The organism is Paraburkholderia sp. Clong3 (assembly GCF_050436485.1).
In the GTDB taxonomy this organism is placed as follows: Bacteria; Pseudomonadota; Gammaproteobacteria; order Burkholderiales; family Burkholderiaceae; genus Paraburkholderia; species Paraburkholderia tuberum.
Genome location: NZ_JBNDMH010000004.1, coordinates 477,040 through 501,914 on the forward strand (window position 1 = coordinate 477,040; position 24,875 = coordinate 501,914).

The window sequence follows — 24,875 nt, forward strand, 5'->3', positions numbered from 1 at the left end:
ATACCAGCATGCTACGTGAACATAGATTAGTTAACAACAGAACGGGACACTAGACGGTGTTAGGAACTTCGAAGTACTGGGATTGCATGGACAAGCATAAGCATGGCGAAGACGACAAAATGCAGACCTGCGAGTGTTTCGGGCAAGCGTTCGTAGTCACGTGCGAGGCGTCGAAAGCGGTTGAGCCATCCGAAGCTGCGCTCGACTACCCATCGACGTGGCAACAGCACGAAACCCTTTTTCGCTTCATCGAGCTTGACCACCTGGAGATCAATTCCCTGAGCGCGCGCGGCCTGCGCAGGAGCTTCGCCCGTGTAACCCTGATCGGCAAAGGCCACTTTCACGGTTTCTCCCGTTGCCTGCTGCACCTGGCGCGCCAGCTCTGCGACCTGTGCGCGCTCCTGCTCGTTGGCCGGGGTCACGTGTACGGCAAGCAACTGACCCAGCGTGTCGACCGCCATATGCACCTTGCTGCCACGCTTGCGCTTGTAGCCGTCATAGCCTGCGCGTGGACCGCTCTCACATGTCGATTGCATCGTACGGCCATCAAGGATCACCGCGCTGGGCTGCCCCCGCCGCCCCTGCGCGACACGGATGATCGAACGAAGATCACTCACCATGCACTCGAAACAGCCGGCCGCCAGCCATCGTTGCGTCTGCTGGTACACGAGTTCCCACGGCGGAAAGTTGGTCGGCAGCATTCGCCACGCAGCCCCAGCGCGAGCCATCCAGCGCAACGCATTGAACATCTCGCGCAACTCGTATTTACGCTGTGGTGCACTCTCATCCATCAACGTCAGATACGCTGCTACGAAGCTCCATTCTTCGTCTGACACGTCTGTCGGGTAGGCTTTACGTTTCTCTCTTGTCATCCCTCCAGGGTACCAGGTTTTGACCGAAAGTTCCTAACACCGTCTAGGGGCGCACGATGAACCTCTCCGCTCCGTTGATCCGCCGCCCGGTCGGCACGATGTTGCTGGCGATTGGCCTTGCGCTGTTCGGCATCGTCGCGTTCCGGCTGTTGCCTGTCGCCGCGCTGCCTTCGGTGGACTTCCCCGTCGTGATCGTCTTCGCGACCGTGTCGGGCGCGAACCCCGACACGGTCGCGAAGACCGTGTCGGGGCCGCTCGAACGCGCATTCGGCTCGATTGCGGGCCTCACGCAGATGACGTCGCAAAGTTCGTCGGGTTCGTCGCAGATCGTGTTGCAGTTCGATCTGAACCGCGACATAGACGGCGCGGCGCGCGACGTGCAGGCCGCGATCAACGCCGCCCGCAGCAATCTGCCGACCACGCTTACGCAAACGCCGACGTATCGCAAGATGAATCCGGCTGCTGCGCCTGTGATGATCGTCGGGCTCACGTCGGATACGGTCGGGGTCGGGCAGATGTACGACTACGCGTCGTCGGTGCTGCAACAGAAGCTATTGCAGGTGCCTGGCGTCGGCGACGTGACGGTGGGCGGCGGCGCGCTGCCCGCCGTGCGTATCGAGCTGAATCCCGATCAGCTGAGCCACTATGGCATCGCGCTCGACACCGTGCGCATCGCGTTGACGGACGCCAGCGTCAATCTGCCGAAGGGCGCAGTCAGCATGAACGGCGAGCACTATGTCGTGGCCGCGAACGACCAGTTGGCGAACGCCGACGACTACAAGCCGCTCGTGATCCGCACGCATGACGGCCCGGTCGTGCATGTGTCGGATGTCGCGCAAGTGGTGAAGTCGATTGAAGACCAGCGCAACTATGGCCTCGCGAACGGGAAGCCCGCCGTGCTGCTGATCGTGTCGAAGCAGCCGAACGCGAACGTGATCAAGACCGTCGATGCGATCCGCGCCGCGCTGCCGCAACTCTCGGCAAGCCTGCCGTCGACAGTGAAGCTCGGCGTCGTGCTGGACGGCACGCAAACCATCCGCTCGTCGGTGTTCGACGTCGAGATGTCGCTGCTCGCAGCCGTGCTGCTGGTGACAGCGGTGTCGTATGCATTCTTTCGCGACTGGCGTAGCGCGCTGATTCCGGCGATCACGGTGCCGCTCGCGCTCGCGGGCACGTTCACCGCGATGTACTTTCTCGGGTACAGCCTGAACAACCTGTCGCTGATGGCGCTGACGATTTCGACGGGCTTCGTGGTCGACGACGCCATCGTGGTGGTCGAAAACATCATACGGCATCTGGATCAGGGCAAGACGCCGCTGGCCGCCGCACTCGACGGCACGCGCGAAGTCGGCTTCACCGTGCTGACCATCAGCGTGTCCCTCGTGGTCGTGTTCCTGCCGCTGATCATGATGAGCGGCATCGTCGGGAGGCTGTTCCGGGAGTTCTCGGTGTCGCTTGCCATTGCGATCATGATTTCGATGGTGATTTCGCTGACGCTCGCGCCGACGCTCGGGCGTCTGCTGCTGCGCCACGCGCCGTCGAAGCATCGCGACGCGGCGCCTGGGCAGCGTGTCGAACGCGCATACGGCAGCAGTCTGCGGTGGGCGCTGCGTCATCCGAAAACGATGCTCGCCGTCACCGTGCTGTTGCTGTTCGCGAACGTCGGCATGGTCGCCGTGATGCCGAAAGGGTTCTTCCCGGTCGAGGACACAGGGCGGTTGATGGGCATGATCCAGGCATCGCAGAGCATTTCGTTTCAGGCGATGAAGCAAAAGTTCGACGAGATCAACCGGCGCATGCTGCAAAACCCGGATGTCGAATCGGTATCGGGCTACGTTGGCGGGCGCGATGCGGTGAGCAACGGCATGATGTTCGTGACGCTCAAGCCGTTATCGGAGCGCACGCACAGCGCGGATCAGGTGATCGCGGACCTGAGTCGCCGCACGGCCGACCTGCCCGGTGTGCGCCTGTTGCTGCAATCGGCGCAGGATCTGATGTTTGGCGCGCGGCAAAGCGCGGCGCAGTTTCAATACACGGTGATGGCCGAGAACCAGAGCAAGCTGGACGCGTGGCTGCCGCGCATCGAAGCGAAGCTGCGCGCGCTGCCGCAGTTGCGCGACGTGAACGCCGACGTGCAAAGCGCCAGCCTTTCGATGATGCTGCAGGTGAATCGCGATGTGGCCGCGCGCGTAGGCGTGCCGTTCGAAGCGATCGACGATGCGTTGAACGACGCGTTCAGCCAGCGCCAGATCGCGACGATCTACGGTCCGGCGAACCAGTATCACGTTGTGATGGAAGTCGCGCCGCAATACTGGCAAGACTCGAAGACGCTGGACACGCTTTATGTGCCCGCGACGAATGCGACCGGCACGAGCAATTCAACGTCTTGTTCGACCAGCAGCGCCGCCGCGAACGCGACGCTCGTGCCGCTTTCCGCGCTCGCCACGCGCACGCTGGAGCACGCGCCCGTCATCATTGCGCACGACAACCAGTTTCCCGCCGTCACGCTGTCGTACAACCTGCGCGAGGGCGTGTCGATGAGCGATGCGAACGAGGCCATCCAATCGGCTGTCGCGTCGCTCAACCTGCCGAATACGGTATTGCCTTCGTTCGCGGGGCAAGGCGCGCAGATGCAGCAATCGGGCGGCAGCGAACTGCTGCTGATCATCGGCGCGCTGGTGGCGGTCTATATCGCGCTCGGCATTCTGTACGAGAGTCTCGTTCATCCGCTGACGATTCTCTCGACGCTGCCCTCGGCGGGGCTCGGCGCGCTGATCGCGCTATATGTATGCGGCTACGAGCTTTCGGTCATCGCGTTGATCGGCATCGTCCTGCTGATCGGCATCGTGAAGAAGAACGCGATCATGATGGTCGATTTCGCCGTGACCTACGAACGCGAACACGCGGCGAGCGCCGAAGAGTCGATCTATCGCGCGTGCCTCACGCGCTTCAGGCCGATCATGATGACGACGCTCGCCGCGCTGCTCGGCGCTGTGCCGCTGATTGTCAGCTCGGGCTATGGACATGAGTTTCATCATCCGCTCGGCGTCGCGATTCTGGGCGGCCTGATTGTCAGCCAGTTGCTGACGCTCTTCACCACGCCCGTGATTTACCTTTGGCTCGACCGCTTCAACGGCCGGCGCGCCTCACGAAACGGAACCCCATCATGAAGCAACAACGAACGCGCGCGATGCGGCGTCTCTATCGCCCGATCGTGGCGGTCGCGATTGCAACGCTGTGCGCGGGCTGCGCGGTCGGCCCCGATTACAAGCGGCCCGATGTTGCCGTGCCGGTCACGTTCAAGGAAATGAACAGCCCCGATGCGAGCGGCCTCTGGCAACAGGCGAAGCCCGATCCCGCCGCATCTCTCGACAGCCGCTGGTGGACGATGTTCGGCGACGAGACGCTCAGCGCGCTCTGCGAGCGAGCGCTGAAAGCGAACCAGACGATCGCGCAATACGAAGCCGTGTATTGTGCCGCGCGCGCACAGCTGGCGTCCGCGCGGGCGAGCCTGTTCCCCACCGTGTCGTTCACGGGCGCAGGGACGCACATCCGAAGTGGCAGCACGACGCAGGTGTCATCGAGCGGTCGTGTCAGCAGTTATGTGTCGAAGAGCGTGTCGGCGCAACCGGAAGCCAGCTGGGAGCCGGACCTGTGGGGCAGCGTGCAGCGTTCCGTCGAAGCGAGCGAGGCGGGCGCACAGGCCTCCGACGCGCAACTGGCGGGCGGACGCCTGAGCGTGATCGCCACACTGGCCGTCGACTACTTCACCGTGCGGGCCGCCGACGCCGATCTCGCTCAGCTCGCGCAAGAGCGCCGCATTGACGCGGCGTTGCTCGCGCTGACAGAAGCGAAGTACAAGCAAGGCGTGTCGTCGTACGACGATGTGCAAACCGCACACAACACGTTGCAAACCATCGACGAAAGCATTGCGAGCGCGCAACTCACGCGGCGTCAGTATGAACATGCGGTTGCCGTGCTGGTCGGCGAAGCGCCCGCCGCATTTTCTCTGCCGGTTCAGGCTGATTACCGGTTCGATTTGCCCAGCTTGCCCGCCGAGTTGCCGTCCGCGCTATTGCAACGGCGCCCCGATATCGTGCAGGCCGAGCGCACCGTCGCGCAGTACAACGCGAAGATCGGCGTCGCGAAAGCCGGCTATTTCCCGACGCTCACGCTGTCCGCCGACGGCGGCTGGAGCGGCACGTCGCTCGCGCATCTCGTCTCGCTGCCTACGCGCTTCTGGTCGCTCGGACTCGATGTCGCGCAGGCCGTGTTCGACGCGGGCGCGACGAGCGCCTCCGTGCGCAACGCGCGCGCCAACTATGACCAGGAAGTCGCCGCGTACCGGCAGACGGTGCTCAACGCGTTCCAGGACGTCGAAGACTATCTGAGCGCGGTGAAGATTGCGTCGCGCCAGGCGGCGGCATCGCGCGATGTCGCTCATCGCAGCGGCGAACTCGCTGCAAACCAGCAGCGCAATTTCGCGGCGGGCACGTCGAGCCGCCCCCCCCCGCGTCACAATGGTTGTCGCCTGGATAAAATTGGAATCTGGGGGCGATAAAGAGAGAACAAGTTGGCGCGTTACGGAAAGACATTCAAGGACAGAGCGGTGGCGCGGTTGCTGCCGCCGGAGAGCGCATCAGTGGAAGAGGTTGCGCGAGAGATCGGTGTGGGCGCGCAGACGCTGGAGCGCTGGCGCAGTGATGCGCTGTCCATGCCCGCTCGCGAGCGGGCATGGACAGCGGCCGCCCGTTTCGAGGCGGTGTTGAACACGGCGGCGATGGACGAGACGGCGCGCAATGCGTGGTGCCGCGAGCATGGCGTGTATCCGCAGGAACTGGCGCAGTGGCGGCAAGCGGCCACGCAGGCGCTGGCCGAGCCCGAAGAAGCCCGCGCGAGCCCGCAGCAGACGAAGCAGGATCAGCGCCGCATCAAGGCGCTCGAACGCGAACTGCGGCGCAAGGAGAAGGCGCTGGCTGAGACAGCAGCGCTGCTGGTACTGTCAAAAAAAGTCGCGGCGATCTTCAACACGGACAAGGGCGAGGACGAATGATCGGCCTCGAAGATCGCCAGCTCCTGGCCCGGGAAATCGATTCGGCCAATCGGGCTGGCGCACGGTTGCGCCTGGCCTGCGAGGTGGCCGGGATCGACGTGCGTACCCTGCAGCGCTGGAAGGCCCATGAGGGGCTCGTCAAGGGTGACGCCAGGCCCGGCGCGACGCGCCCGCTGCCCGCGCACGCCCTGAGTCCGGAGGAGCGGGCGAACGTGCTGCGCCTAGCCAGCGAGCCGCGCTTTGCCGACATGCCACCGGCGCGCATCGTGCCGATGCTGGCCGACGAAGGCGTGTACATCGCCAGCGAATCGACCTTTGCACGCGTGCTGCGCGAGCATGGGCAGATGACGCGCCGTGGCCGTGCCAGAACGCCTTCGAGCGCCCGGCCGCCGACCACGCACGTCGCCACGGCACCGCGCCAGGTGTGGTGCTGGGACATGACCTATCTGCCGGCAACGGTAACAGGGCGATGGTTCCACCTGTACCTGATCCTGGACCTGTACAGCCGCAAGATTGTCGGCTGGGAGGTGCACGACAGCGACGCGGCCGAACACGCTGCTCATCTCGTGCGTCGCACGGCGCTCTCCGAAGGCATTGCCGTCCTTGAGACCCGGCCGGTGCTGCACGGCGATAACGGTGCGACGCTCAAGGCCACCACCGTGCTGGCGATGCTCCACTGGCTGGGTGTCAAGCCGTCGTACTCACGCCCCCGTGTCAGCGACGACAACGCCTACGCCGAGGCGCTGTTCCGAACCGCGGAGTACCGGCCGGAGTTTCCGGTCACAGGCTTCGAGGACCTGAACGCTGCTCGCAACTGGGCTGCCGGCTTCGTGCAGTGGTACAACTTCGAGCATCGTCATAGCGGCATCCGTTACGTGACGCCTGCGCAGCGTCATGCCGGCGACGATCGTGCGCTTCTCGCAGCACGTCACGCACTGTACGTCAAGGCGCGCGCATGCAATCCGGCCCGCTGGTCGTGTCACACGCGCAACTGGACACCGGTTGGTGCCGTGACGCTTAACCCCGAACGTGACTCAGTCGTTGAGATGGCGTCGATCGGCGCAAATAAACAGCCTCTGGCTGCATGAGTGAGGCGACAACCTGCTTGACGCGCGCCGCCGCATGGACGTGCTCGACGTGCAATTGACGCAAGTGCAGGACCGCAAGATCGCACTCGATTACAGCAGCACGGCTTTGCAGAACGCCGTTAACTTGGTGAAAACATTGGGCGGCGATCCCGTGGCAGCGAGATCTTCTGACAGGTAACGGCTATCGCGTTAGTCCGAAGTTCCTGTAAGCGCCGAGCGAGTTTGTCCTTGAGCGCCGGGCACCTGGCGTGAAAACGGGGTTCGGGTTTCTGTCTACAACTGGATCTGCTGGAGCAGCTCTAACGCGCGCTGTTGCGTGGCGTTGGGCGTGGTGAGGATCTCGAAAGTTGGGGCGTCGGGCCCGGCGTTTGGCGTGTGGCAAGTATTGCGCACGAGGTTGGTGAGCTCGGCCATCAAGGTGGCGAAGCTGTGTGCCGGAGTGCCGTCGATGAGGCAATGGGTAGCGGCCTTGGCCTGTGCCGACGCGGATCGCTCAGCTGGCGCCACGGGGTCGCGCGTGGCCTTGGCCTGCTGCTCGGTATCGGCGAACATCAACTCGCGCCAGACCTCACGCAGGTGCCACTCGACGTAGTAGGCAAGCATGCACAGGAAGATGTGTGCGCGCACCCGATCGGCCTTGCGGTGGTGGATCGGGCGCACCTTCAGGTCAATGGTCTTGAGCGAGCGGAAGGCGCGCTCCACGTTAGCCAGCGACTTGTAGTTGCGCACGCACCCGGATGCATCCATCTGCGTGGCGGGCACTGAGGTGCGAATGATGTAGATGCCGTCCAGTGCGGCTTCGGCGGCGATGCTGTCGTGCTTGCGCGCGAAGGTGCACGTGTTCTCGCCGATGGCAAGCTCGAAGTGCTTGGCCATCTTGTACTGGTTGACGAGCTTGCCCACACGAACGCCGATCTCGGCGGCACCAGTGAGCCTGGCCGCGTCGACCCGGGCTTTGATCTTCTCGAGGTTGAGCTCGGTGGCCCTGAGCAACTCCTCGCGCTTGTGCGCACGCAGCTTCGCAAGCTCCGGGTTGCGGCACGCCACCAGACGCTCGCCGGGATAGTCCGGCGAGCTCAGTTCGGGCAGATTGCGCTCGTCGAACAAGCCCAACTGCAGTTGCCCCTGCTCGACGAGCGAGCGGATCGAGGCACTCTTGAGCGCGGTGATCCAGCCGATGCCCTCGGTCTCGCGCATCTCGTCGATGGCCTTCTGGGAGATCATGCCGCGATCACCGACCATGACCATGCGCTCGATGCCGAAGTCCTCGCGCAGCTTGTGCAGCGCGGGCATGAAGGTGCGGCTGTCGGCCGTATTGCCCTCGTGCACCGACGCCGCCACCGGGCAGCCACGGGCATCGGTAAGCAGGCCGTAGTTGACCTTGCAGCAGGCCCTTCTTGCCGTCGCGGCTGTAGCCGAGCCTGGCCAGCGGACAGGTTGTGCCCTCGAAGTAGCTCGACGACAGGTCGTAGAGTACCAGGCCGCCGTCGGACAGATGGCGCGAAGCCAGCTTCTTCTGGATCCTGTCCTGACGCGCGAGCAGCCAGTCCATGGCGGCGTACAGGTCGTCCTCATTGGCATCGGCCACGCCGAAGTCATCGGCCAGCGTCGAGGTGTGCCACCAGCGGGTGGTGGCAAGCTTCGTATGGGGCGCCACGATGCGCGAGGCGATCATGGCCAGCACCAGGTCGCGTTCGCGACAGGACTGGGAGGCAATCAACGAGGCGAGCCCCAGGCGCTGCATCGCCGTGACCACGGCCTGCACATGGCCGTGCGGGCGCGAGCGCGTGATCTCGAAGGCCTGCGCCAGAGGCACGAAGGTCTCGCCCTGCAGCGAGCGACGGATGATCTCGATCAGCGGCTCGGGCAGGTGCGAGAGATTGCCCAGCGTCTCGTTCCTGACAGTGCCGCCCTCGCGGTAGCTGCGCCGCAGTAGGTGCGTGCGATAGACCTGCCCCTTGTACTCGCGGGTCGTGGTGACGACGTGGGCAGTTCCGGTTCGCGCTGGAATACGGTTAAATATAGGAGAAAATCACATAACTTCAAATATTTTAGTGACTACAAATTAAAATAAAAAAGACCTTCGCCCGGGTAATTCATGAGGCCCCACAGGGGCTTACCGCCGTCAACGACACTGCGAGATGGGCGGAACTTCCGCCTAGTGGGTGTGATCGACGAAAAAGACCGCGTGCTCGCCGAGAATCGGTTGCCCAACGATCTGACGAGAATTCTGGCGTTTCTTGCGCATGAGTTGAGTCGGTATCTCGATCGAAAGCTCGTGCGCTGGGTTCAGCGAGAGGTGGCTTCAGGAATTCGGACAGTTGGTTGAGTGGAAAAGCTGGGGCGTGAGTCGGGCCATAATGGCCGGCAACAAGGAACCAGAAGATGACGAAACGAAACCGACGGACACACTCACCGGCGTTCAAGGCAAAGGTAGCCTTGGCGGCGCTCAAGGGCGACAAGACGCTGGCAGAGCTGGCCCAGCAGTTTGATGTCCATCCGAACCAGATCACGGACTGGAAGAAGCAACTGCAGGAGCGGGTTGCCGATGTGTTCGACGTGGGCAGCGCGGCGCCGGCGGCACCGCTAATTGACGTGAAGGTACTGCACGCGAAGATCGGGCAGTTGACGCTGGAGAATGATTTTCATATGGCCTAATTTTGCAAGCAGAACGAGCGCGCCCCTCGCTGCCGCGATCTCGAACATCAACGTATCCGACCTGATTGGTAACGCGGCACACGGGCTGTTTATCGACGATGGATCAAGCTCATATCCGCGGGCTGGTTACCGCATTTCATCTTTCCGTCACGGGGCTGCCTCGCTCTTAGAAACGGAGATCACGCAGTCGCGTGCTCACAAAAAAATCTCGAGGGTTCCCCACATCGCGCCCGATGCCGCGTTACCGATCAGGTGGAAGATAGAAGTCTTGCTATGGCGGCTCCTTACTGAAATGACGTGGACAACAAATGACCGAAATGTTCAGGCTGGCTGCAGTCGCGTTCCAATGTCCCAGATGAATCCGCATAGTTCACGCGCGATTGCAGCACACGTTTTGTTCTGGTGAACGCCTCGTGCCCGAAGGCGGCGGAATCTGTGGCAGAGCCGAAGCTGCGCTTTCCGGATCGTCGGCGGAATCTGTGGGTGAATTATTGTGCGCGGCTAGCCAGGTGAAGCTCGATTCCGATACTGATAGAGCTTGCGACATGTTGCATCAAAGGAATCCTGTTCTGACTCGGAGATAGCTGGCCATATGAGGGGGCCGCCATCTTCTTCGATGAGTTCGTCCAGGAGGGTTTCCGCCGGGATGGCAAGGCGATCAGGATTTTCATGGCGGCGTCGAATCATTTCGCCGCCGAGCATCCAAATGTGATCGCGGTGCCGAAGCAATGTCTTGCGTGCGTATCCCAAGGTCAGGAGATGCTCAAGGAAAGGCGTGAGTATGGCAACGATTTCCCGTCCAGTCGAAATATCCTCATCGTCGACTCGCCACGACGCAGGCCAGTTATGCAGATCTGGGACGTACAGCGCGAGCGCTTGCTGTTCGGTGACAATGGCGGCTTTGTCCTTGCCGGTTCTGAGCTTTCTTACCATGTTGCTGACCCGTCTGCTTAACGCCTGTCATCATTTTCCCGGCTTTGTATATGAAGGTGCACGGCTGTGCGAGGCAACCCAATCCATCGAGATCGACGTTCGGCCGCGCAAGGGTTCGAAGCCGATTTGCTCATGCTGTAACCAGCCTGCGCGGGGTTACGACTCGCTCACGCAGCGCCGCTTCGAGTTTATCCCCGTCTGGGGCTTTGCCGTGTATCTGCTCTATACCATGCGGCGCGTCGATTGTCGTACCTGTGGCGTGAAGGTCGAAGCTTTGCCGTGGGCCAATGGCAAGCACACGCTCACCCGCGCTTACATGATCTTCCTGGCGCAATGGGCTCGCAAGTTGTCCTGGAAAGAAACCGCACTCAGCTTTCGAACCAGTTGGGAGAAGGTCTTCAACGCAGTGCAATGGGTTGTCGAGTGGGGGCTGGATCACCGGGAACTCGGAACGATCAGCGCTTTCGGTGTCGATGAGATCCAGTATGGGAAAGGACACAATTACCTCACGCTCGTCTACCAGATCGAGGCCGGGTGCACGCGACTGCTCTGGGTCGGACAGGAGCGCACGAAGGAAAGCTTTGCGAAGTTCTTTGCCATGATCGGACAGGAGCTGTGTGAGAAGGTTGAATTCGTGTGTTCGGACATGTGGAAGCCTTATCTCGAAATGATTGAGCGTCATTGCCCCAATGCACTGAATATCCTCGATCGCTTCCACATCGTCGCGAAGATGAACCAGGCGATCGACGAAGTTCGTGCGGACGAGGCCCGGCGCATGACTCGCGATGGTTACGAGCCGGTGCTGAAGAAATCGCGTTGGTGCCTGCTCAAGCGCCGCGAGAATCTCACCGGCAAGCAACGCACCCGCCTCAAAGACGTCCTTCAATACAATCTGCGCACCGTACGCGCGTGGTTGCTCAAGGAAGAGTTCCAGCAACTCTGGGACTATAGCTCCCCCACGTGGGCGGGCAAATTCCTTGATCAATGGTGCACCGACGTCATGCGTTCACGCATCGAACCAATAAAGAAGTTTGCCCGCACGGTGCGCTCCCACCGGGAGCTGATCCTCAACTATTTCCGGGCAAGAAAACAGTTCTCCAGCGGGGTGGTCGAGGGATTGAACAACAAAGCGAAAGTGACCATGAGAAAAGCGTACGGCTTCCGAACCTTCAGGGCGACAGAAATCGCGCTTTATCATGCACTTGGAAAACTTCCCGAGCCTCCATGCACCCATAGTTTCTACTGACGAACCCGCTTTCCAGGCGATGTCGATGATGTGCCGAGGTTGTCCTTCCAGCCGAGGCTGGAGCGATTCACCGATTCTCGCCGGCAACCGGTAATTCCATGCTGCCTCGACAAGTATCCTGCGCACGTGCGTGTTGCCCGTCCTGGTCAGCCTGCCTCTTTGCTTCGAGTTTCCGCTGGAACGTTCTGACGGCACAAGTCCCAGGTAGCCCATGAATTCGCGCGGATGCGGAAAGCGGCGCAAGTCGCCCAACTCGGCGACGATGGTAAGCGCGGAGATGAAGTCGATACTACGTAGGGTCATCAGGCCTTTGACCATCGGCAACCACCGCCAGGATTCGGCATGGGCGCGCAGCGACTGCGTGAGGCGCGGTTCTGTTGCAGTAAGGCCGGTCCGCTATGATATGCGGAACGACATGAACGACTGAAAGCTCGATGAAGACGATGAATCCGGCGGTGGCCGGAGTGCTCAAACGCCTGCATTATCCGCTCGACGTGATTCTGACTTGCGTGCGCTGGTACGTGGCCTATTCGCTGAGCCTACGGCACCTTGAAGAATGATATGAACGCCTCCCACCCGTGAGCGGTGGAAGCGAAGAAGGAAGGTGGACCCTCACGGGCCAACGGCATCAAAGTGCCCAAGGTGGGAGATCATGCAGATCTTCACAGGCAACCGGAGGGTCCGACATGAAGTTTACGACAGTAGGTGTGGACATTGCAAAGAGCGTGATGCAGCTCCATTACATCGACGCGGAAACGGGCGAGATCGTGAACAAACCGGTCAAGCGTGTGGCGTTTCTCGAGCACTTTGTGAACCAGTCGCCGTGCCTGATCGGGATGGAAGCCTGCGGCGGCTCGCAGCACTGGGCGCGCAAGCTCACGGCGATGGGCCATCAGGTGAAGCTGATGCCAGGGAAGTTCGTGAAGGCATTCGTGATGGGCAACAAGAATGATGCGGCCGATGCGCGTGCGATCTGGATGGCGGTGCAGCAGCCGGGCAAATCGGTCGCGGTGAAGACGGAAACGCAGCAAGCGGTACTGGGACTGCACCGGATGCGAGAGCAACTGGTGAAGTTCCGCACGATGCAGACGAATAGTCTGCGCGGCCTGCTGACCGAGTACGGCGAAGTGATGGGCAAGGGCCGGCCTGCGCTGGACAAGGCGATTCCGGGTGTGCTGGAACGGCTGGTGGATCGTTTGCCGACGATCCTGATCGACACGCTGCGCGAACAGTGGAGCGGCCTGGCTGAACTGGATAAACAGATTGCCCAGATCGAACGACGTCTGCAGACGTGGATGAAAGAGGACAAGGCGTGCAAGGCGATCGCTGCAATACCGGGCGTCGGTCTGCTAACGGCGACGGCGGCGGTCGCAACGATGGGCGACGCGAAGACATTCCGGTCGGGGCGCGAGTTCGCGGCCTGGATCGGATTGGTGCCAGCGCAGACAGGATCCGGTGGCAAGGTCCAGCTCCAGGGGATCAGCAGGCGTGGTGACACGTATCTGCGCACGTTGTTGATTCACGGCGCGCGCAGTGTGCTCTTCCACGCGAAAGAGCCGGGGCCATGGATTGAGCAGCTCAAAAAGCGGCGACCACTGAATGTGGCGATCGTGGCGCAGGCCAACAAGACTGCCCGGATGATTTGGGCGATCCTGGCACATGACAGGCCGTATGAAGAGGGTTACGTGAGCGTGAAGCCGGTCTGAATGGTGAGCGGCACGCAGGAAGATCAACTTTTACAGAATGACACGTCGAAAGGTTGCGCTGGCAATCGTATGTGATGACAACACAGGTCGGACCGGGACTCGTTAAACCTGAATCATCTCTAGTGTCGTGAGTTGGAAGTTCGTTGTATTAATGTCCTGTACTGTCAGCGATGACGAAGTGCTGCTTAAAGAGCCGCTCGGACTCACGTAATCCTTCTTCGGTGAAGATGACAGACTTCGTTTTATTAACCGGGTCGCCAATGAGGCCTCGTTCGTAGAGCCGATTCAGCACATCCCAGTCGAAGCCCTTCCATGCCCGGTTGTGATCGTGCAGGGTCAGGTAAAGAAGTGCGAGGGCGACTTCGTCGATCGCGTCGGTATTGATGTTCATCGCGCGCGTCCTTCGACCTTCTGGACCCGCACGCAAAACCGTTCAAGGCTGGTCAGGATCTCATCGGCCGACTTGCTCCAGGCGAAGGGATGGGGATTTGCGTTGTAGCCTTCAAGGTAATGGCGGATGGCGTCTTCGAGTTGGCGGGTCGAACGATGCGTGCCGCGTCGAAGGTACTTCTCTGTGAGCGTGGCGAACCATCGTTCAACCTGATTGAGCCACGACGCCGAGGTCGGCGTGAAATGAACATGGAAGCGAGGATGGCGAGCGAACCACGCCTTGATCGAGGGCGTCTTATGCGTGCCGTAATTATCCATCACCAGATGCACATCCAGCGACCGCGGAACGTTGGCTTCGATCGTGCGCAGGAACAGCAGAAATTCGCTGCTGCGATGGCGTCGGTGCAACTCCCCGATCACTTTACCGGTGGCGATGTCCAATGCCGCGAACAGCGTGGTCGTGCCGTGACGCATGTAATCATGGGTGCGCCGCTCGGGAATGCCCGGTGCCAACGGCAGGATGGGCTGCGTGCGGTCCAGCGCCTGGATCTGGCTCTTCTCGTCCACGCACAACACCATGGCCTTGAGCGGCGGATCGAGGTAAAGCCCGACGATATCGCGAACCTTGTCGACAAACAGCGGATCGCTGGAAAGTTTGAAGGTCTCCTGCCGGTGCGGCTGCAACCCGAAAGCTCGCCAGATCCGGGTCACTGCCGTTTGCGAGAGGTTCATCTCGCGCGCCATCGTACGCGTGCTCCAGTGCGTGGCCACCGCAGGGACAGACTCGAGCGTCTTCGCGATCACTGCGTCGACGCGCGAATCATCGATCGTTCGGGGCGCGCCCGGGCGCGGCGCGTCGAGCAATCCATCCAGACGGTCTGCAACGAAGCGCGCGCGCCACTTGCAAACAGTCTGCTGACTTACACGCTGTGCCTTTGCGACCATCCGGTTGTCCATGCCATCGGCACAGGCCAGCACGATGCGCGCTCGCAAAGCCAACGCCTGCGCTGTCTTGCGTCGCATCGTCAACGCCTTAAGCTGTTCGTGCTCCGATTCGCTCAGCACAAGCTCCGCCTTAGGTCTTCCGCTCATCGCCACGTCCTCATACCAGTGCTACACAAGACACTTTAGTACGCAGTGAACATATTTCAATGAATTTTTAACTCACGACACTAGAGCTCCGAGCTCGTTTGAAGAATGAGGTGCGGGTCAGCGGATTTCATAGTGGGCCGCAGCGTATCAGGCTGCAACAAGCCCGGATATAGAGCTGCAACCCATCCTGTCGTCGTCTGAGCACACGAAAAACCGTCGCAAACGGGAGGCGTTCATATAGACATGATGGCTGAGCGCGGCGTTTCGGTCGATCATTCGACTGTGCACCGCTGGGCCATCAAGCTGTTGCCGGTGCTGGAGAAAGTGTTTCGCCGCCGCAAGCGGCCGGTGGGTAAGAACTGGCGGATGGACGAGACGTACATCCGCGTCAAGGGGGAATGGCGGTATCTTTACCGGGCCGTCGACAAGGACGGCAACACCATTGACTTTCTGCTACGCGCCCATCGGGACAAGACTGCGGCCCGGCGTTACTTTGAGAAATCGATCGCCCAGAACGGTGTACCCGAGACGGTAACCATCGACAAAAGCAGCGCCAATCTCGCCGCGCTCGAAGCGATCAATGCCGATTGTGAAGCGCCCATCAGGATCCGCCAGTCCAAATATCTCAATAACCTGGTTGAGCAGGATCATCGGGCGATCAAGCGACGAACGCGGCCCACGCTGGGGTTCAAGACCTTTCGCTGTGCCCGGATCCTTCTGGCCGGCATTGAGATTATGCACATGATCGCCAAAGGACAGATGAAATGTGATCGCGGAACCCATCCGTCCGCCGCTGATCAATTCTACGAGCTCGCAATATAAGCAGTACTTCGCATATCGATCTCGCTCTTTGATCCTTACTGCGACAAAGCCGCATGTGTTCGTCAAGGCGGCCGCCCGCGTCAACAACCGTGCAGAGAACAGATCAGCCCACGCGTGAACGCGAGCGACGTATGCGTGGTTTCCGCCTGCCCGGGCGCACGCAGGCGTTCCTGTCGTGCTTCGGTCCGATCCGGCAACACTTCGCGCTCAAGCCTCATCTGCTGCGCGCTTCGCTTTATCGAAAGCAGCTCGCGACCCGGTTTGAAGCCTGGCGTCTTTTCACCGGTCTCTCCCAGAATCCGTCTGCTGTTTTCTGAGCCATTGCATCGCCTGCACACGATTTGTTCGGTGATCGGCAACCTGACAAAGCCGCGTGAGTTGATCGCCGACAAAACGAATTGTTCAGGGACGACTTTTTAGAGTCGTCTGGCCGGAGGCAAGTGTCTAAAATACATACGCTTTTCGCATTTCCAGTTTTTAATTTTTGTCATACGTTGTTGCGCTCGCGCTTCAGCGTGTGGATCTGCCCATTCAATCGACTCATCCGCTTTGCGAAGGGATGCTATGCTCAACACAGATGCGGTCTCGAATGCCAAGATGCTCGACTTCCCCTTCCGTTGGGGGGGCGTCGACGGGGTGTTGCCTGCCGATGGGCAGGCCACGCAAATGTGCGACGACTTTCCGGTCGACTCGTTTCGCTACCAGCACCACCTCAACGGGCGCTACATGCGCCGCCTGCTGATTGCGTTCGGCACGAACGAAGCTTTTCGCGGCGAGGAACTGTCCGGCGCCTACCGGGAGTTGGCGTCCGATCTGACCAGCGGGGCTTACCGAAGCGCGTCATCGCAGGCGACCGGCGTCGACCTGAGCAATGCGCCGATGGAAGCCACAATGTGGCGTTCCGACGCGGGCACCCAGTTCGCTGCGCACGACGACCAGGAGTCCAAACTGCTGACCCATGTGATCTATCTCAATCAGGGATGGACCAAGCAGGACGGCGGGGTTTTCCAGGTGCTCGCGTCGAAGAACGAGAACGACGTGGCATTCGAAATCTTGCCGCGGCTGGGTCTGTCCGTGGTGATTCCGCGCTCGGACGATTCGTGGCACAACATCACGGCGATCAGCCCGGATGCGCCGGACTCCCGCAACACTATCACCGTGCATTTCTACCGTCCGGGCACGAGCGAACAGGATCTCCCCGTTCGTGAAGTCTCGGCGCAGCCCGGCATGAATGGCGATCGACCGCCGCGCCTAGCGGCCTGCACCGCGTTTTCCAAGCGGTGCAGGTCCGCCGCAATCGATCCGACATGGCAACGGGTGCTGTGCGGCATCGGCGTCAATCTTCGTCCGCTGGCTGAGCGTGCGGGGATCTGCGCCGGTATCTACCGTACGGGCGACGTGACGGCCATCGATCGGCAGGGCGCGCGTTTGCTGCGCGACCGGTTTGGCATCCGCAATTACATCGATCTGCGCAGCGAAGACGAACGGCGTCGTTATGGCGACGCCGATGCCCTCGAGGCTGCCGGTATTGCCGTCGTGCCGTTGCCGATCGTGATGAACGACCGCTCGGCCATCGGCGGGCGCCACCCCGGAGTGCGTGAATATGCCGACTATTACTGCACGGTCCTCGAAGACATGAAGCCGTGTGTTCCCGATCTGTTCTCCTGCTTTGCGGCGTCGGGCGGTGCGCCGTTCCTGTTCGGTTGCCATGCCGGGAAGGACCGCACCGGCCTCGTTTCCATGCTGTTGCTGCATGTGTGCGGGGCCGGCGCCGACATCATCGCGCGCGATCATGAACGAAGCGGGGGCTGCCTGGCGCCGCACCTCGATCGTTTCCGGGATCAATGGGAACGCAAGGGCGAGACGCGCGGAGACTACGCGGTCCGCCTTGCTTGCAAAGGAGAGACGATGCACCAGATAATGCTTAGGCTGGGCGAGGTTTATGGTGGCCTGGACGGCTATCTAAAGCATTGCGGTGTGCGGCCGGCGCTTCAGCACATGCTGCGCGACCGGTATCGCGTCGCGCCGTATGCAGGAGGCGTCGCGTGAAGATTCTCTGCCTGATTCCACCGTATGTGCCGAGCTATTTCAATGCCGGACATCATTTGTCGGTGTTCATGACCGGCGCATTCCTGCGCGAGCGGGTCAAGGGCGCGTCGATAACATGCTTCGACGGCGCGGCGCTCAACTGCACGTGGCGGGCGCTCGGCGAGGTGCTGATCGCTCGCTACGATCTCGTCGTCCTGATGAACGACTTCGACGGCATCGATAGCTTCGAGCGCACGATCGCTTACATCCGCGCGTTGAGTCCGCCAGCGCGGATTCTGACAGTCGGCCGCCTGAGCGCTCACTTGCCGGGGTTGTTCGAACGCTTCGATCTCGACGCCATTCACGCCAGCGGCGACCCGGAGGCGGCGGCGCTCGCTTACGTTGAACAATTGACCGTAACGCATCCCCGGGAGTCCGTGAGCGGCGTGTCGGTGCGCCGCGCGGACCGCTCCTTTGCCACGCCCGGCCCGGGCACGCGCCTGCCGGCCGAGGAATGGGTGTTGCCCGACGTCATGGAGATTCCCCACGACGCCTACGACCGCCTCTATCTCGACGATCTGAACAAGTTCTGCGGCATTCCCGAGCGGCTCGAACTGGTCGTGCCCGTGGCGCGCGGCTGCCCCGTGGGCTGCGCGTTCTGCGACGTGCCGGCGTTGCAGGGCGCCGGCGAACGGCGGCTGACGGTGGCGCGCACGCTTGCCTATATCCGCGATACCTTCCGCCGCAAACCCTTCGAGTACGTCAGCTTCTACGCGCCGACATTTACGCTCAAGGCGAGCTGGCTTCGCGACCTGTGCGACGCGATGATCGCCGAAGGCAGTCCGTGGCCGTGGAAGTGCGTCACCACGCTGCGCCATGTTGACCGCGAGATGGTGGAACTGATGGCGGCAGCCGGCTGCGTGCGCATCAGCATCGGACTTGAGACGCTCGAACCTGCCGCGTTGCCCGGCTTGCCAAAGCTCAAGCAGACGCAGCGAGCCGAGTTCGATGCCCTCGCCGCGTGGTGCCGCGAAGCCGGGATGGAACTCAATTGTTTTGTCATCCTCGGTTTGCCGGGTGACTCGCTGGCCGGCGTGCAGGCAACGGCGCAGACCGTCGGCGAGGCGGGCGCGCGCCTGCGGACGTCGATTTACACGCCGTATTACGTCATGACCGCCGACATGGACCGCGAGACGGCGGCGGGCTTCAACCGCCAACTGTTCGTCGGCGACCATCCCGGCGGCGCAGAGCGGGCGGCGTACTATCGACTGTTCTTCGGTCGCGACACGGAACCGACCCAGGTCATGCAAGCCATCCCTCGACGCCGGGAGGCCTCCGGTGCCTAGCCATGCCGCCGCTTCCCGCAGCGCGGGGGCGTCCGACGCCCGGTTCGACCCCGCTGCGTTTATCGTCCCGGCACTCGCGCAGCTGCCGGTCAAGGACAAGACCGATTATCGCGGGGTCGTTAATCTGTCGAGCAACGAGAGCGATCTTGCCGGACTGCGGGCGCTGTTTCGCCGTTATCTAAACCAGGCGCCGGAGACTTGCGCGACGCGCTATCCGGACTGGCCGACCCTGCTTCGCGAGACGGCCTCGTTTTACGGCCTGCCTGCCGCGGGGCTGGTGATGGACGCCGGCTCGGACAGCACCATCCGCGCGATCGCGGGTCTCTTCGGCCGGGCGTGCGGGAGCATGGTCGTGCAGGAGCCGAACTACCCCAACTATCGCTATTACGCCGCCCTGGCCGGCTGCGAGCTGACCGGGCTGCGCCATCCCGCGGATCACTGGGACGAAAACATCGTGGATCTCGCCCGGCCGCTGCTGGCCGGGCGGGCGCCGTCCGTCGTCGTCGTTACCAACCCTAACGGTTTCACCGGAAGCGCGATTCCGCTGCCCGAGATGGAGCGGTTGTGCGATCTGTGCGCGCAAGGCAATCATCTGCTGGTGATCGACGAGGCCTATGCGCCGTTTGCTACCATTTCGCATCGATCGCTGCTTGAGCGCTATCGCGGCGCGATGATCGTGCGCAGTTTCTCGAAATGCTGTGGCATGGCCGGACTACGGCTCGGGCTGACGATCGCTGACGAGCCGCTCGCGGCTTATCTGCGGCGCTGGTGCGGTGTCAATGCGGTCAGCGCGATGGCGGCCGGCTGCCTTTCGTATTGCTTCGCTCATGCCGACGAGGTAGCGGCCCAGCGCGACCGGATGGAGATCGTCCGCGCCGAGGTGGCGGCAGAGGTGGCACGCTTGTTCCCCGCCTGGCGAAGCCCACCCTCGGCGGCCAATTTCCTGTTATTCGATACCGGTTCAGCCGCTGTCGCCGACGCGCTGGCCGCTCATCTGGCAGCGCGCCGCATTATCGTCAAGCACTTCCCGGACGGCCCCGTCGGCTTGCGCGCCTGCCTGCGGATGACGCTCGGCGACCGCGAAGTCATGGTCTCCGTGCTCGCCGGGATGCGCGCGTTCGCCGCCACCATGGAGTCCATCCGATGAATGCTCCCTTGGACCTGCTCATCACGCCGGCCGAACTGCGTCCGATCGAGCTGACGGTCGGCGGCTACAAGCACGCCACGGTCGGACTGATCGCGCTCGCCATCGCGCTCGCCCGCCCGGTCATGCTAAGCAACGTGCCCGACATCGAAGACGTGATGGTGTTGAGCCAGATTATTCGCGACGGTGGCGGCATCGCGACGTGGGACAACGGCGTCCTGCAGCTGGACACGCGCGACTTCTGGCCTGGCGAGATTCCCGAGTCGTTGAGCAAACGCGCCCATGGGGTGCTCTATCTGCTGCCAGCGCTGCTCGGGCGGTTCGGCCATGTGCGGCTCGGCGAGAGCGGCGGCTGCGCGCTGGATGGCAGCGGTTCGGGGCCGCAACGGCCATTACATCATATGATGTCGGTGCTGGAACGATTTGGCGCGCGCTTCCGTCAGCACGGGCACACGATCGATGGCGAGGCCGACAGGCTCGTCGCCTGCGAGATCGATTGCATGGCGTACTCGGAGCGCGCCGACCTTCTCACGGGGCCGCTGGTCTCGGGGGCGACCAAGACCGCGATGCTTGCCGGCGCCTGTGCGCATGGCGGCGAAACCCGGATCCGCCACTACTACCCCAAGCCCGATGTATTGGAACTGCTGGCCTTTCTCGAGCAGGCTGGTTTAGGCGTGCGTTTCGAGGGCAAGGACATAGTGATCCGTCCTGCCGCTTCCGGTGCCGCTGGCGGACAGCCTCTGCGCCATCATGTGGTGTCGTGCGTTAGCGAGGTAATGACCTATGTCGCGCTGGCCCAGCACTGCCGCTTGCCGCTCACGCTGACCGGGCTGACTGGCGCGCGTCTGCGCAACGGGCTCGCTGCCGAACTCGCGCTACTCGACGTCATGGGAGTACGGCTCGATTGGAGCGAAGATACGCTGGTGATTCATCCTGTCGAGCGACTGCACTCATGCGACATCGACGTGACCAGCGTCGGCATTTATTCCGACCATCAGCCATTCTTCGCCTTGATGCTGCTGCGCGGAGACCGTCCCGCGCGCATTCGTGAGTTCGTCTGGAAAGCACGCTTCTCGTATGCCAGTGAACTGTGCCGTCTCGGTGCGCGCATCGTCGAAGAGGGCCGCAGCGTCACGATCCTGCCGTCGTCGCTGGATGTGGGCGGACAAACCGTTGCCGCCAGCGATCTGCGCGCGGCCGCCGTACTGGTGCTGGCCGCCCTCACGGTGCCGGGCGGGACCTTCGTGCGCAACGTCCAGCACCTGGGGCGCGGCTATCCCAACTTGCTGGCGGTGTTGCGCGGCATGGGCGCCAGCATCGACGAACTGCCGTCGCGTACCGGGTCTTTGGTGGCGACCACGGAGGCGGCGCCATGACATCCGCACTTTTGCTGGGGGCCACCAAGGGGCTCGGGCTGGAACTGGCCCGTGAAGGCGCGCGGCGCCAGATCTCGCCGATTATCTATGGCCGCAGCGTCGGCAATCCCAACGCCATTACCGAGGCACCGCATGGGGCGACGCTGCATCGCCTCGATCTGCAATCGCGCGATAGCGTGATGCAGGTGCCATTGCCCGACCAGCCGGTCGCCTACGTGCTCTGGATTGCCGGAGCCTTCCACAAGGCGCCCCTCGAACACACCGATCCGGACGATATCGATTTGCACACCGATCTGCACTTTCGCGGTCCGGTGCATTTCCTGCACCGCTTCCTGCGCCACCGGCTCGAGCCGTTCCATCTCGTGACGATCGGCTCGGTTTCGTCGTGGCGGCTGCGTGAGGACGAGGCGCTGTATTGCGGCCTCAAGGCCGCGCAGACCGCTTTCACCCGCAACCTCGCCGTCGAACTGGCGCGCGACCGGCCGGGTGCCCGCGTAACCGTGGTCAACCCCGGCGGCCTCAATGTGCCGACCTTCTGGGAAAAGATGCCGCAGGACCTCAGCGGCTTCCTAGACCCGGCGATGGTCGCGCGATTCGTGTGGGACAGCGTGGCGGAGCAGCGCGGACCGTATCGGGAAATCCAGATCATGCGGCCCAAGCCGGCAGTCGTGGGCAGCCCGCCGCTGATCGAGTACGGACCGCGTTGCCCGGAAGTGCTAGACGGCGCCGCGCCAAGAGGATCGGTATGATCGGCGACTTTCTCGATCTCGACGTGGTGCAGGGGGCGCCGCTCGCGGCCGGGCCGTTTCGTTTCGCGCTGTGGCGCGATCCGCTCCGGCCCGCCGTGGGCCGCCGGCTCACCGAAGAATTCCCCACTGACGGCTTCGTGCGCAGCTTGCGCCGGGCAGGGGGCAGCAAGACCTACAGCTTTCTCGTCCGCAAAGCGGTGGACAAGAATCGCCGGTTGCCATCGTGCGACGAACTCAGCCCGGCCTGGCAAGCGTTTATCTCCGAGCTCGCCGGCCCCGGCTACCGCGCCCTGGTCGGCGAGATGGTCGGCGAGCGTCTCGACGACTGCGCGATCGACGTCGGCTTCTTCGTGTTCACCGACGGCAACTACATCTCCATTCACACCGATCACCTGATCAAGGCCGCCACGAACGTGCTGTATTTCAGTCACGCTTGGGAGCCTGAATGTGGCGGCGAGCTGTGTCTTTACCGGCGTTGGTCCGATGGCCGGTTCGAGGCGTTCGATCGTCTCCTGCCGCAGGCCGGCAACGGCATGCTGCTGGTGCCGGGCGCCGCATCCTGGCATGGGGTGAACGCGGTGACGCCCGCCGCTAGGGGGCCGCGGCTGACGCTGCAGATCGAGACCTGGCGAACGCTCAGGGAGCAGACATGATGCGGATTCTGGTGACGGGAGGCTGCGGCTATGTCGGCAGCCGGCTGACTCCCGTGCTGCTGGCCGAGGGCCACGCAGTCACGGTCTACGACGCGCTAATTTTCGGCCCGAACATGCTGCCGGATCATCGGCGATTGCGTGTCATCGAAGGGGATATCCGCGATAGCCGGCACGTGGAGATGGCCATGCGCGAACAGCAGAGCGTGATCCATCTCGCGTTTCTGTCCAATGATCCGCAATTCCGTCTCGACCCGGCCGTGGCTACCGCGGTCAACCTGCGCGGTTTCGAAACGGTGCTGGAAGCCGCGCTGGCGAACGGCGTCGATCGCCTGATCCTGGCGTCGTCATGCAGTGTCTACGGCACCGCAGCCGGGTACGGCGAGATGGCCGACGAGGGGCATCCTCTGACTCCGCTGACGGCCTATGCAATGCACAAGGCCGAGTGCGAAAAAAGACTCTTTGCCGCGGCGCAGCCCGGGTTTTGCTCAGTGAGCCTGCGGGCCACGACCGTCTGCGGCTACGCTCCCCGGCAACGGCTCGACCTGACGTTCAACCGGTTCGCCGTCGACGGTTATCTGAAGCGTCGCATCGTCGTGCGTCGGGGCGCGAGTTATCGCCCATTCGTCGCGCTATCCGACCTGGTCGCCGTGTATGCGTTGCTGTTGCGAGCGCCGCGCGAAGCGGTGTCGGGGCGCGCGTTCAATGCTGCTTATGGCAATCTGACCTTGGCCGATTCGGCGTTGGCTCTTGCTGCGCACATCGGCGCGGACGTGGCGCTCGAGGCTGACGACAACAACGCCGACGACGCGCGCTCCTACCGTATTTCGTCGCGCCGCCTGGAGCAGGCGCTGGGTTTTCGGCCGCACTCCCATTTCGTCGACGCCGCATCGGAAGTGATTGCCGGGATCCGGAGCGGCCAGCTCGTCGATCCGGAGACGAACCCGGCCTACGACAACCTCACATTGCAGCAGCGCTATGACTGGTCGCGATTTGCACTTGCTTCCGGATAGTGCCTCGTCGGGGCGGCGGCTCGCATCGGACGACGGCAGTGTTGAGCGCGGCGCGCGGCGCATTGTCGTGCTCGGCTCGCCAGGCAGCGGCAAGACCACATTGTCCCGGCGACTGGCCGTGGCGTTGAGCCTGCCGCACGTCAACCTCGATGATCTGTACTGGCAACCCGGATGGCGCCGGCCGCCCGAACCGGCGTTCCTCGCGAGCCTCGATGCCGCCGCTGCCGGGAACGCGTGGATCATCGACGGCAACTACAGTCGCTGCCTCGCGTCTCGTCTGGCACGGGCCGACACGGTGGTATTGCTCGATCTCGCGCCGTGGCGCTGTGCGCTACGGGCACTGCTGCGAGGCATGCGGCGGGCGTTTGGCGAGCGCGCCAGCTTGCCGTGTGCCGTGGCTGCGCAAGCTGGCGCCAGGCGGCCAGCGCTTCCCGATTGGCGCTTCTGCCGGCTGATCCTGGGTTTTCGCCGCGACACCCTGCCTGGCATGCTGGCCGAAATCGCCGCGACGCCTGACTTGCGTCTCGTCGTATTGCGCGGCACGACGGAGGGTGCCGCATTTCTTGCCGCGACCGGGGCGGTCCAATGACGGCAAGCCAACCGCTCGTCCGCGTGCCTGGGAAACGGGAATGCATCAGTTGGCTCGCCGCGCCGGCAGACGGCTTTGTCAGGTTGCCGATCACCGAACAAATCGTGTGCAGGCGATGCA

At 62.6% G+C, this 24,875-nt stretch carries 20 protein-coding genes and 6 pseudogenes; 19 read left to right on the forward strand and 7 right to left on the reverse strand.

Features of this window, described 5'->3' with window-relative positions:
• Positions 1 to 59: 59 nt before the first annotated feature.
• Positions 60 to 872 carry an IS5 family transposase gene (locus OKW30_RS40500; RefSeq protein WP_429349555.1) on the reverse strand — a complete coding sequence of 271 codons (813 nt, stop codon included), beginning with the start codon at positions 870 to 872 and terminating at the stop codon, positions 60 to 62.
• 56 nt (positions 873 to 928) lie between these two features.
• On the opposite strand from OKW30_RS40500, the gene OKW30_RS40505 reads away from it, so the two are divergent.
• The 4 genes from OKW30_RS40505 (at position 929) to OKW30_RS40520 (ending at position 7,191) form a co-directional block, all read left to right on the forward strand.
• Positions 929 to 4,042 carry an efflux RND transporter permease subunit gene (locus OKW30_RS40505; RefSeq protein ID WP_429349556.1) on the forward strand — a complete coding sequence of 1,038 codons (3,114 nt, stop codon included), beginning with the start codon at positions 929 to 931 and terminating at the stop codon, positions 4,040 to 4,042.
• Positions 4,039 to 5,433 (forward strand): efflux transporter outer membrane subunit, encoded by a 1,395-nt coding sequence (locus OKW30_RS40510; RefSeq protein WP_429349557.1) that lies wholly within the window; start codon positions 4,039 to 4,041, stop codon positions 5,431 to 5,433. Before OKW30_RS40505 ends, OKW30_RS40510 begins: the two co-directional genes overlap by 4 nt.
• Positions 5,434 to 5,445: 12 nt before the next feature.
• Positions 5,446 to 7,013, forward strand: a protein-coding gene (locus tag OKW30_RS40515; RefSeq protein ID WP_429349558.1) for an IS3 family transposase whose coding sequence is annotated in 2 segments (ribosomal slippage) — positions 5,446 to 5,884 and positions 5,884 to 7,013 — 1,569 coding nt in all. Because the reading frame shifts where the segments join, the coding sequence is not laid out codon by codon here.
• Positions 7,014 to 7,047: 34 nt separating this feature from the next.
• Positions 7,048 to 7,191: a hypothetical protein gene (locus OKW30_RS40520; protein WP_429349559.1), complete on the forward strand. Its 144-nt coding sequence runs from the start codon at positions 7,048 to 7,050 to the stop codon at positions 7,189 to 7,191.
• A 95-nt stretch (positions 7,192 to 7,286) separates the two neighbouring features.
• Here the strand turns inward: OKW30_RS40520 and OKW30_RS40525 are convergent, their stop codons facing one another.
• A complete protein-coding gene (locus OKW30_RS40525) occupies positions 7,287 to 8,612 on the reverse strand; it encodes an IS1634 family transposase (RefSeq protein ID WP_429349560.1) in 1,326 nt (441 codons plus the stop codon).
• Between the two features lie 46 nt (positions 8,613 to 8,658).
• On the opposite strand from OKW30_RS40525, the gene OKW30_RS40530 reads away from it, so the two are divergent.
• Together OKW30_RS40530 and OKW30_RS40535 are read left to right on the forward strand one after the other, a co-directional pair.
• Positions 8,659 to 8,949, forward strand: coding sequence for a hypothetical protein (locus OKW30_RS40530; protein WP_429349561.1), 291 nt, complete (start codon positions 8,659 to 8,661; stop codon positions 8,947 to 8,949).
• Between the two features lie 449 nt (positions 8,950 to 9,398).
• Positions 9,399 to 9,659 (forward strand): annotated as a pseudogene (locus OKW30_RS40535) (transposase); the annotation flags it as partial.
• Between the two features lie 333 nt (positions 9,660 to 9,992).
• Here the strand turns inward: OKW30_RS40535 and OKW30_RS40540 are convergent.
• A pseudogene (locus OKW30_RS40540) lies at positions 9,993 to 10,127 on the reverse strand (IS110 family transposase); the annotation flags it as partial.
• Between the two features lie 45 nt (positions 10,128 to 10,172).
• The gene (locus OKW30_RS40545) at positions 10,173 to 10,604 is read right to left on the reverse strand and encodes a hypothetical protein (RefSeq protein WP_090807251.1); all 432 of its coding nucleotides are present in this window, start codon (positions 10,602 to 10,604) and stop codon (positions 10,173 to 10,175) included.
• On the opposite strand from OKW30_RS40545, the gene OKW30_RS40550 reads away from it, so the two are divergent.
• Positions 10,603 to 11,850 carry an ISL3 family transposase gene (locus OKW30_RS40550; RefSeq protein WP_429349562.1) on the forward strand — a complete coding sequence of 416 codons (1,248 nt, stop codon included), beginning with the start codon at positions 10,603 to 10,605 and terminating at the stop codon, positions 11,848 to 11,850. The two genes, OKW30_RS40545 and OKW30_RS40550, sit on opposite strands and share 2 nt — an antisense overlap.
• A gap of 105 nt (positions 11,851 to 11,955) precedes the next feature.
• On the opposite strand, the pseudogene OKW30_RS40555 reads toward OKW30_RS40550, so the two are convergent.
• Positions 11,956 to 12,168 (reverse strand): annotated as a pseudogene (locus OKW30_RS40555) (transposase); the annotation flags it as partial.
• Between the two features lie 116 nt (positions 12,169 to 12,284).
• Between OKW30_RS40555 and OKW30_RS40560 the strand changes: the two are divergent.
• Both OKW30_RS40560 and OKW30_RS40565 read left to right on the forward strand, forming a co-directional pair.
• A pseudogene (locus tag OKW30_RS40560) lies at positions 12,285 to 12,407 on the forward strand (IS6 family transposase); the annotation flags it as partial.
• 129 nt (positions 12,408 to 12,536) lie between these two features.
• Positions 12,537 to 13,556 carry an IS110 family transposase gene (locus OKW30_RS40565; protein ID WP_429349563.1) on the forward strand — a complete coding sequence of 340 codons (1,020 nt, stop codon included), beginning with the start codon at positions 12,537 to 12,539 and terminating at the stop codon, positions 13,554 to 13,556.
• 148 nt (positions 13,557 to 13,704) lie between these two features.
• Here OKW30_RS40565 and OKW30_RS40570 read toward each other — a convergent pair whose 3' ends face one another.
• On the reverse strand, positions 13,705 to 13,947 hold the full coding sequence (locus OKW30_RS40570) for a DUF6429 family protein (protein WP_187620085.1): 243 nt from the start codon (positions 13,945 to 13,947) through the stop codon (positions 13,705 to 13,707).
• Complete coding sequence (locus tag OKW30_RS40575) at positions 13,944 to 15,038, reverse strand: IS630 family transposase (RefSeq protein WP_429349633.1); 1,095 nt, start codon at positions 15,036 to 15,038, stop codon at positions 13,944 to 13,946. The genes OKW30_RS40570 and OKW30_RS40575 overlap by 4 nt, the downstream gene beginning before the upstream one ends.
• Before the next feature lie 240 nt (positions 15,039 to 15,278).
• On the opposite strand from OKW30_RS40575, the pseudogene OKW30_RS40580 reads away from it, so the two are divergent.
• From OKW30_RS40580 to OKW30_RS40625, 10 genes and pseudogenes are all read left to right on the forward strand, one after another.
• A pseudogene (locus OKW30_RS40580) lies at positions 15,279 to 15,860 on the forward strand (IS6 family transposase); the annotation flags it as partial.
• Positions 15,861 to 15,912: 52 nt separating this feature from the next.
• A pseudogene (locus OKW30_RS40585) lies at positions 15,913 to 16,177 on the forward strand (IS6 family transposase); the annotation flags it as partial.
• Between the two features lie 247 nt (positions 16,178 to 16,424).
• Positions 16,425 to 17,909, forward strand: a complete 1,485-nt coding sequence (locus tag OKW30_RS40590; protein ID WP_429349564.1) for a tyrosine-protein phosphatase — start codon at positions 16,425 to 16,427, stop codon at positions 17,907 to 17,909.
• 62 nt (positions 17,910 to 17,971) lie between these two features.
• Positions 17,972 to 19,234: a B12-binding domain-containing radical SAM protein gene (locus OKW30_RS40595; protein WP_429349634.1), complete on the forward strand. Its 1,263-nt coding sequence runs from the start codon at positions 17,972 to 17,974 to the stop codon at positions 19,232 to 19,234.
• A complete protein-coding gene (locus OKW30_RS40600; protein ID WP_429349565.1) occupies positions 19,227 to 20,381 on the forward strand; it encodes an aminotransferase class I/II-fold pyridoxal phosphate-dependent enzyme in 1,155 nt (384 codons plus the stop codon). Before OKW30_RS40595 ends, OKW30_RS40600 begins: the two co-directional genes overlap by 8 nt.
• The gene (locus OKW30_RS40605; protein ID WP_429349566.1) at positions 20,378 to 21,754 is read left to right on the forward strand and encodes a hypothetical protein; all 1,377 of its coding nucleotides are present in this window, start codon (positions 20,378 to 20,380) and stop codon (positions 21,752 to 21,754) included. Before OKW30_RS40600 ends, OKW30_RS40605 begins: the two co-directional genes overlap by 4 nt.
• Entirely contained in the window at positions 21,751 to 22,503 is a 753-nt protein-coding gene (locus tag OKW30_RS40610; protein ID WP_429349567.1) for an SDR family NAD(P)-dependent oxidoreductase, read from the forward strand. Before OKW30_RS40605 ends, OKW30_RS40610 begins: the two co-directional genes overlap by 4 nt.
• Positions 22,500 to 23,156, forward strand: a complete 657-nt coding sequence (locus OKW30_RS40615; RefSeq protein WP_429349568.1) for a 2OG-Fe(II) oxygenase family protein — start codon at positions 22,500 to 22,502, stop codon at positions 23,154 to 23,156. Before OKW30_RS40610 ends, OKW30_RS40615 begins: the two co-directional genes overlap by 4 nt.
• The gene (locus tag OKW30_RS40620) at positions 23,153 to 24,166 is read left to right on the forward strand and encodes an NAD-dependent epimerase/dehydratase family protein (protein ID WP_429349569.1); all 1,014 of its coding nucleotides are present in this window, start codon (positions 23,153 to 23,155) and stop codon (positions 24,164 to 24,166) included. The genes OKW30_RS40615 and OKW30_RS40620 overlap by 4 nt, the downstream gene beginning before the upstream one ends.
• A complete protein-coding gene (locus tag OKW30_RS40625) occupies positions 24,153 to 24,755 on the forward strand; it encodes a hypothetical protein (RefSeq protein ID WP_429349570.1) in 603 nt (200 codons plus the stop codon). The genes OKW30_RS40620 and OKW30_RS40625 overlap by 14 nt, the downstream gene beginning before the upstream one ends.
• Positions 24,756 to 24,875 lie beyond the last annotated feature (120 nt).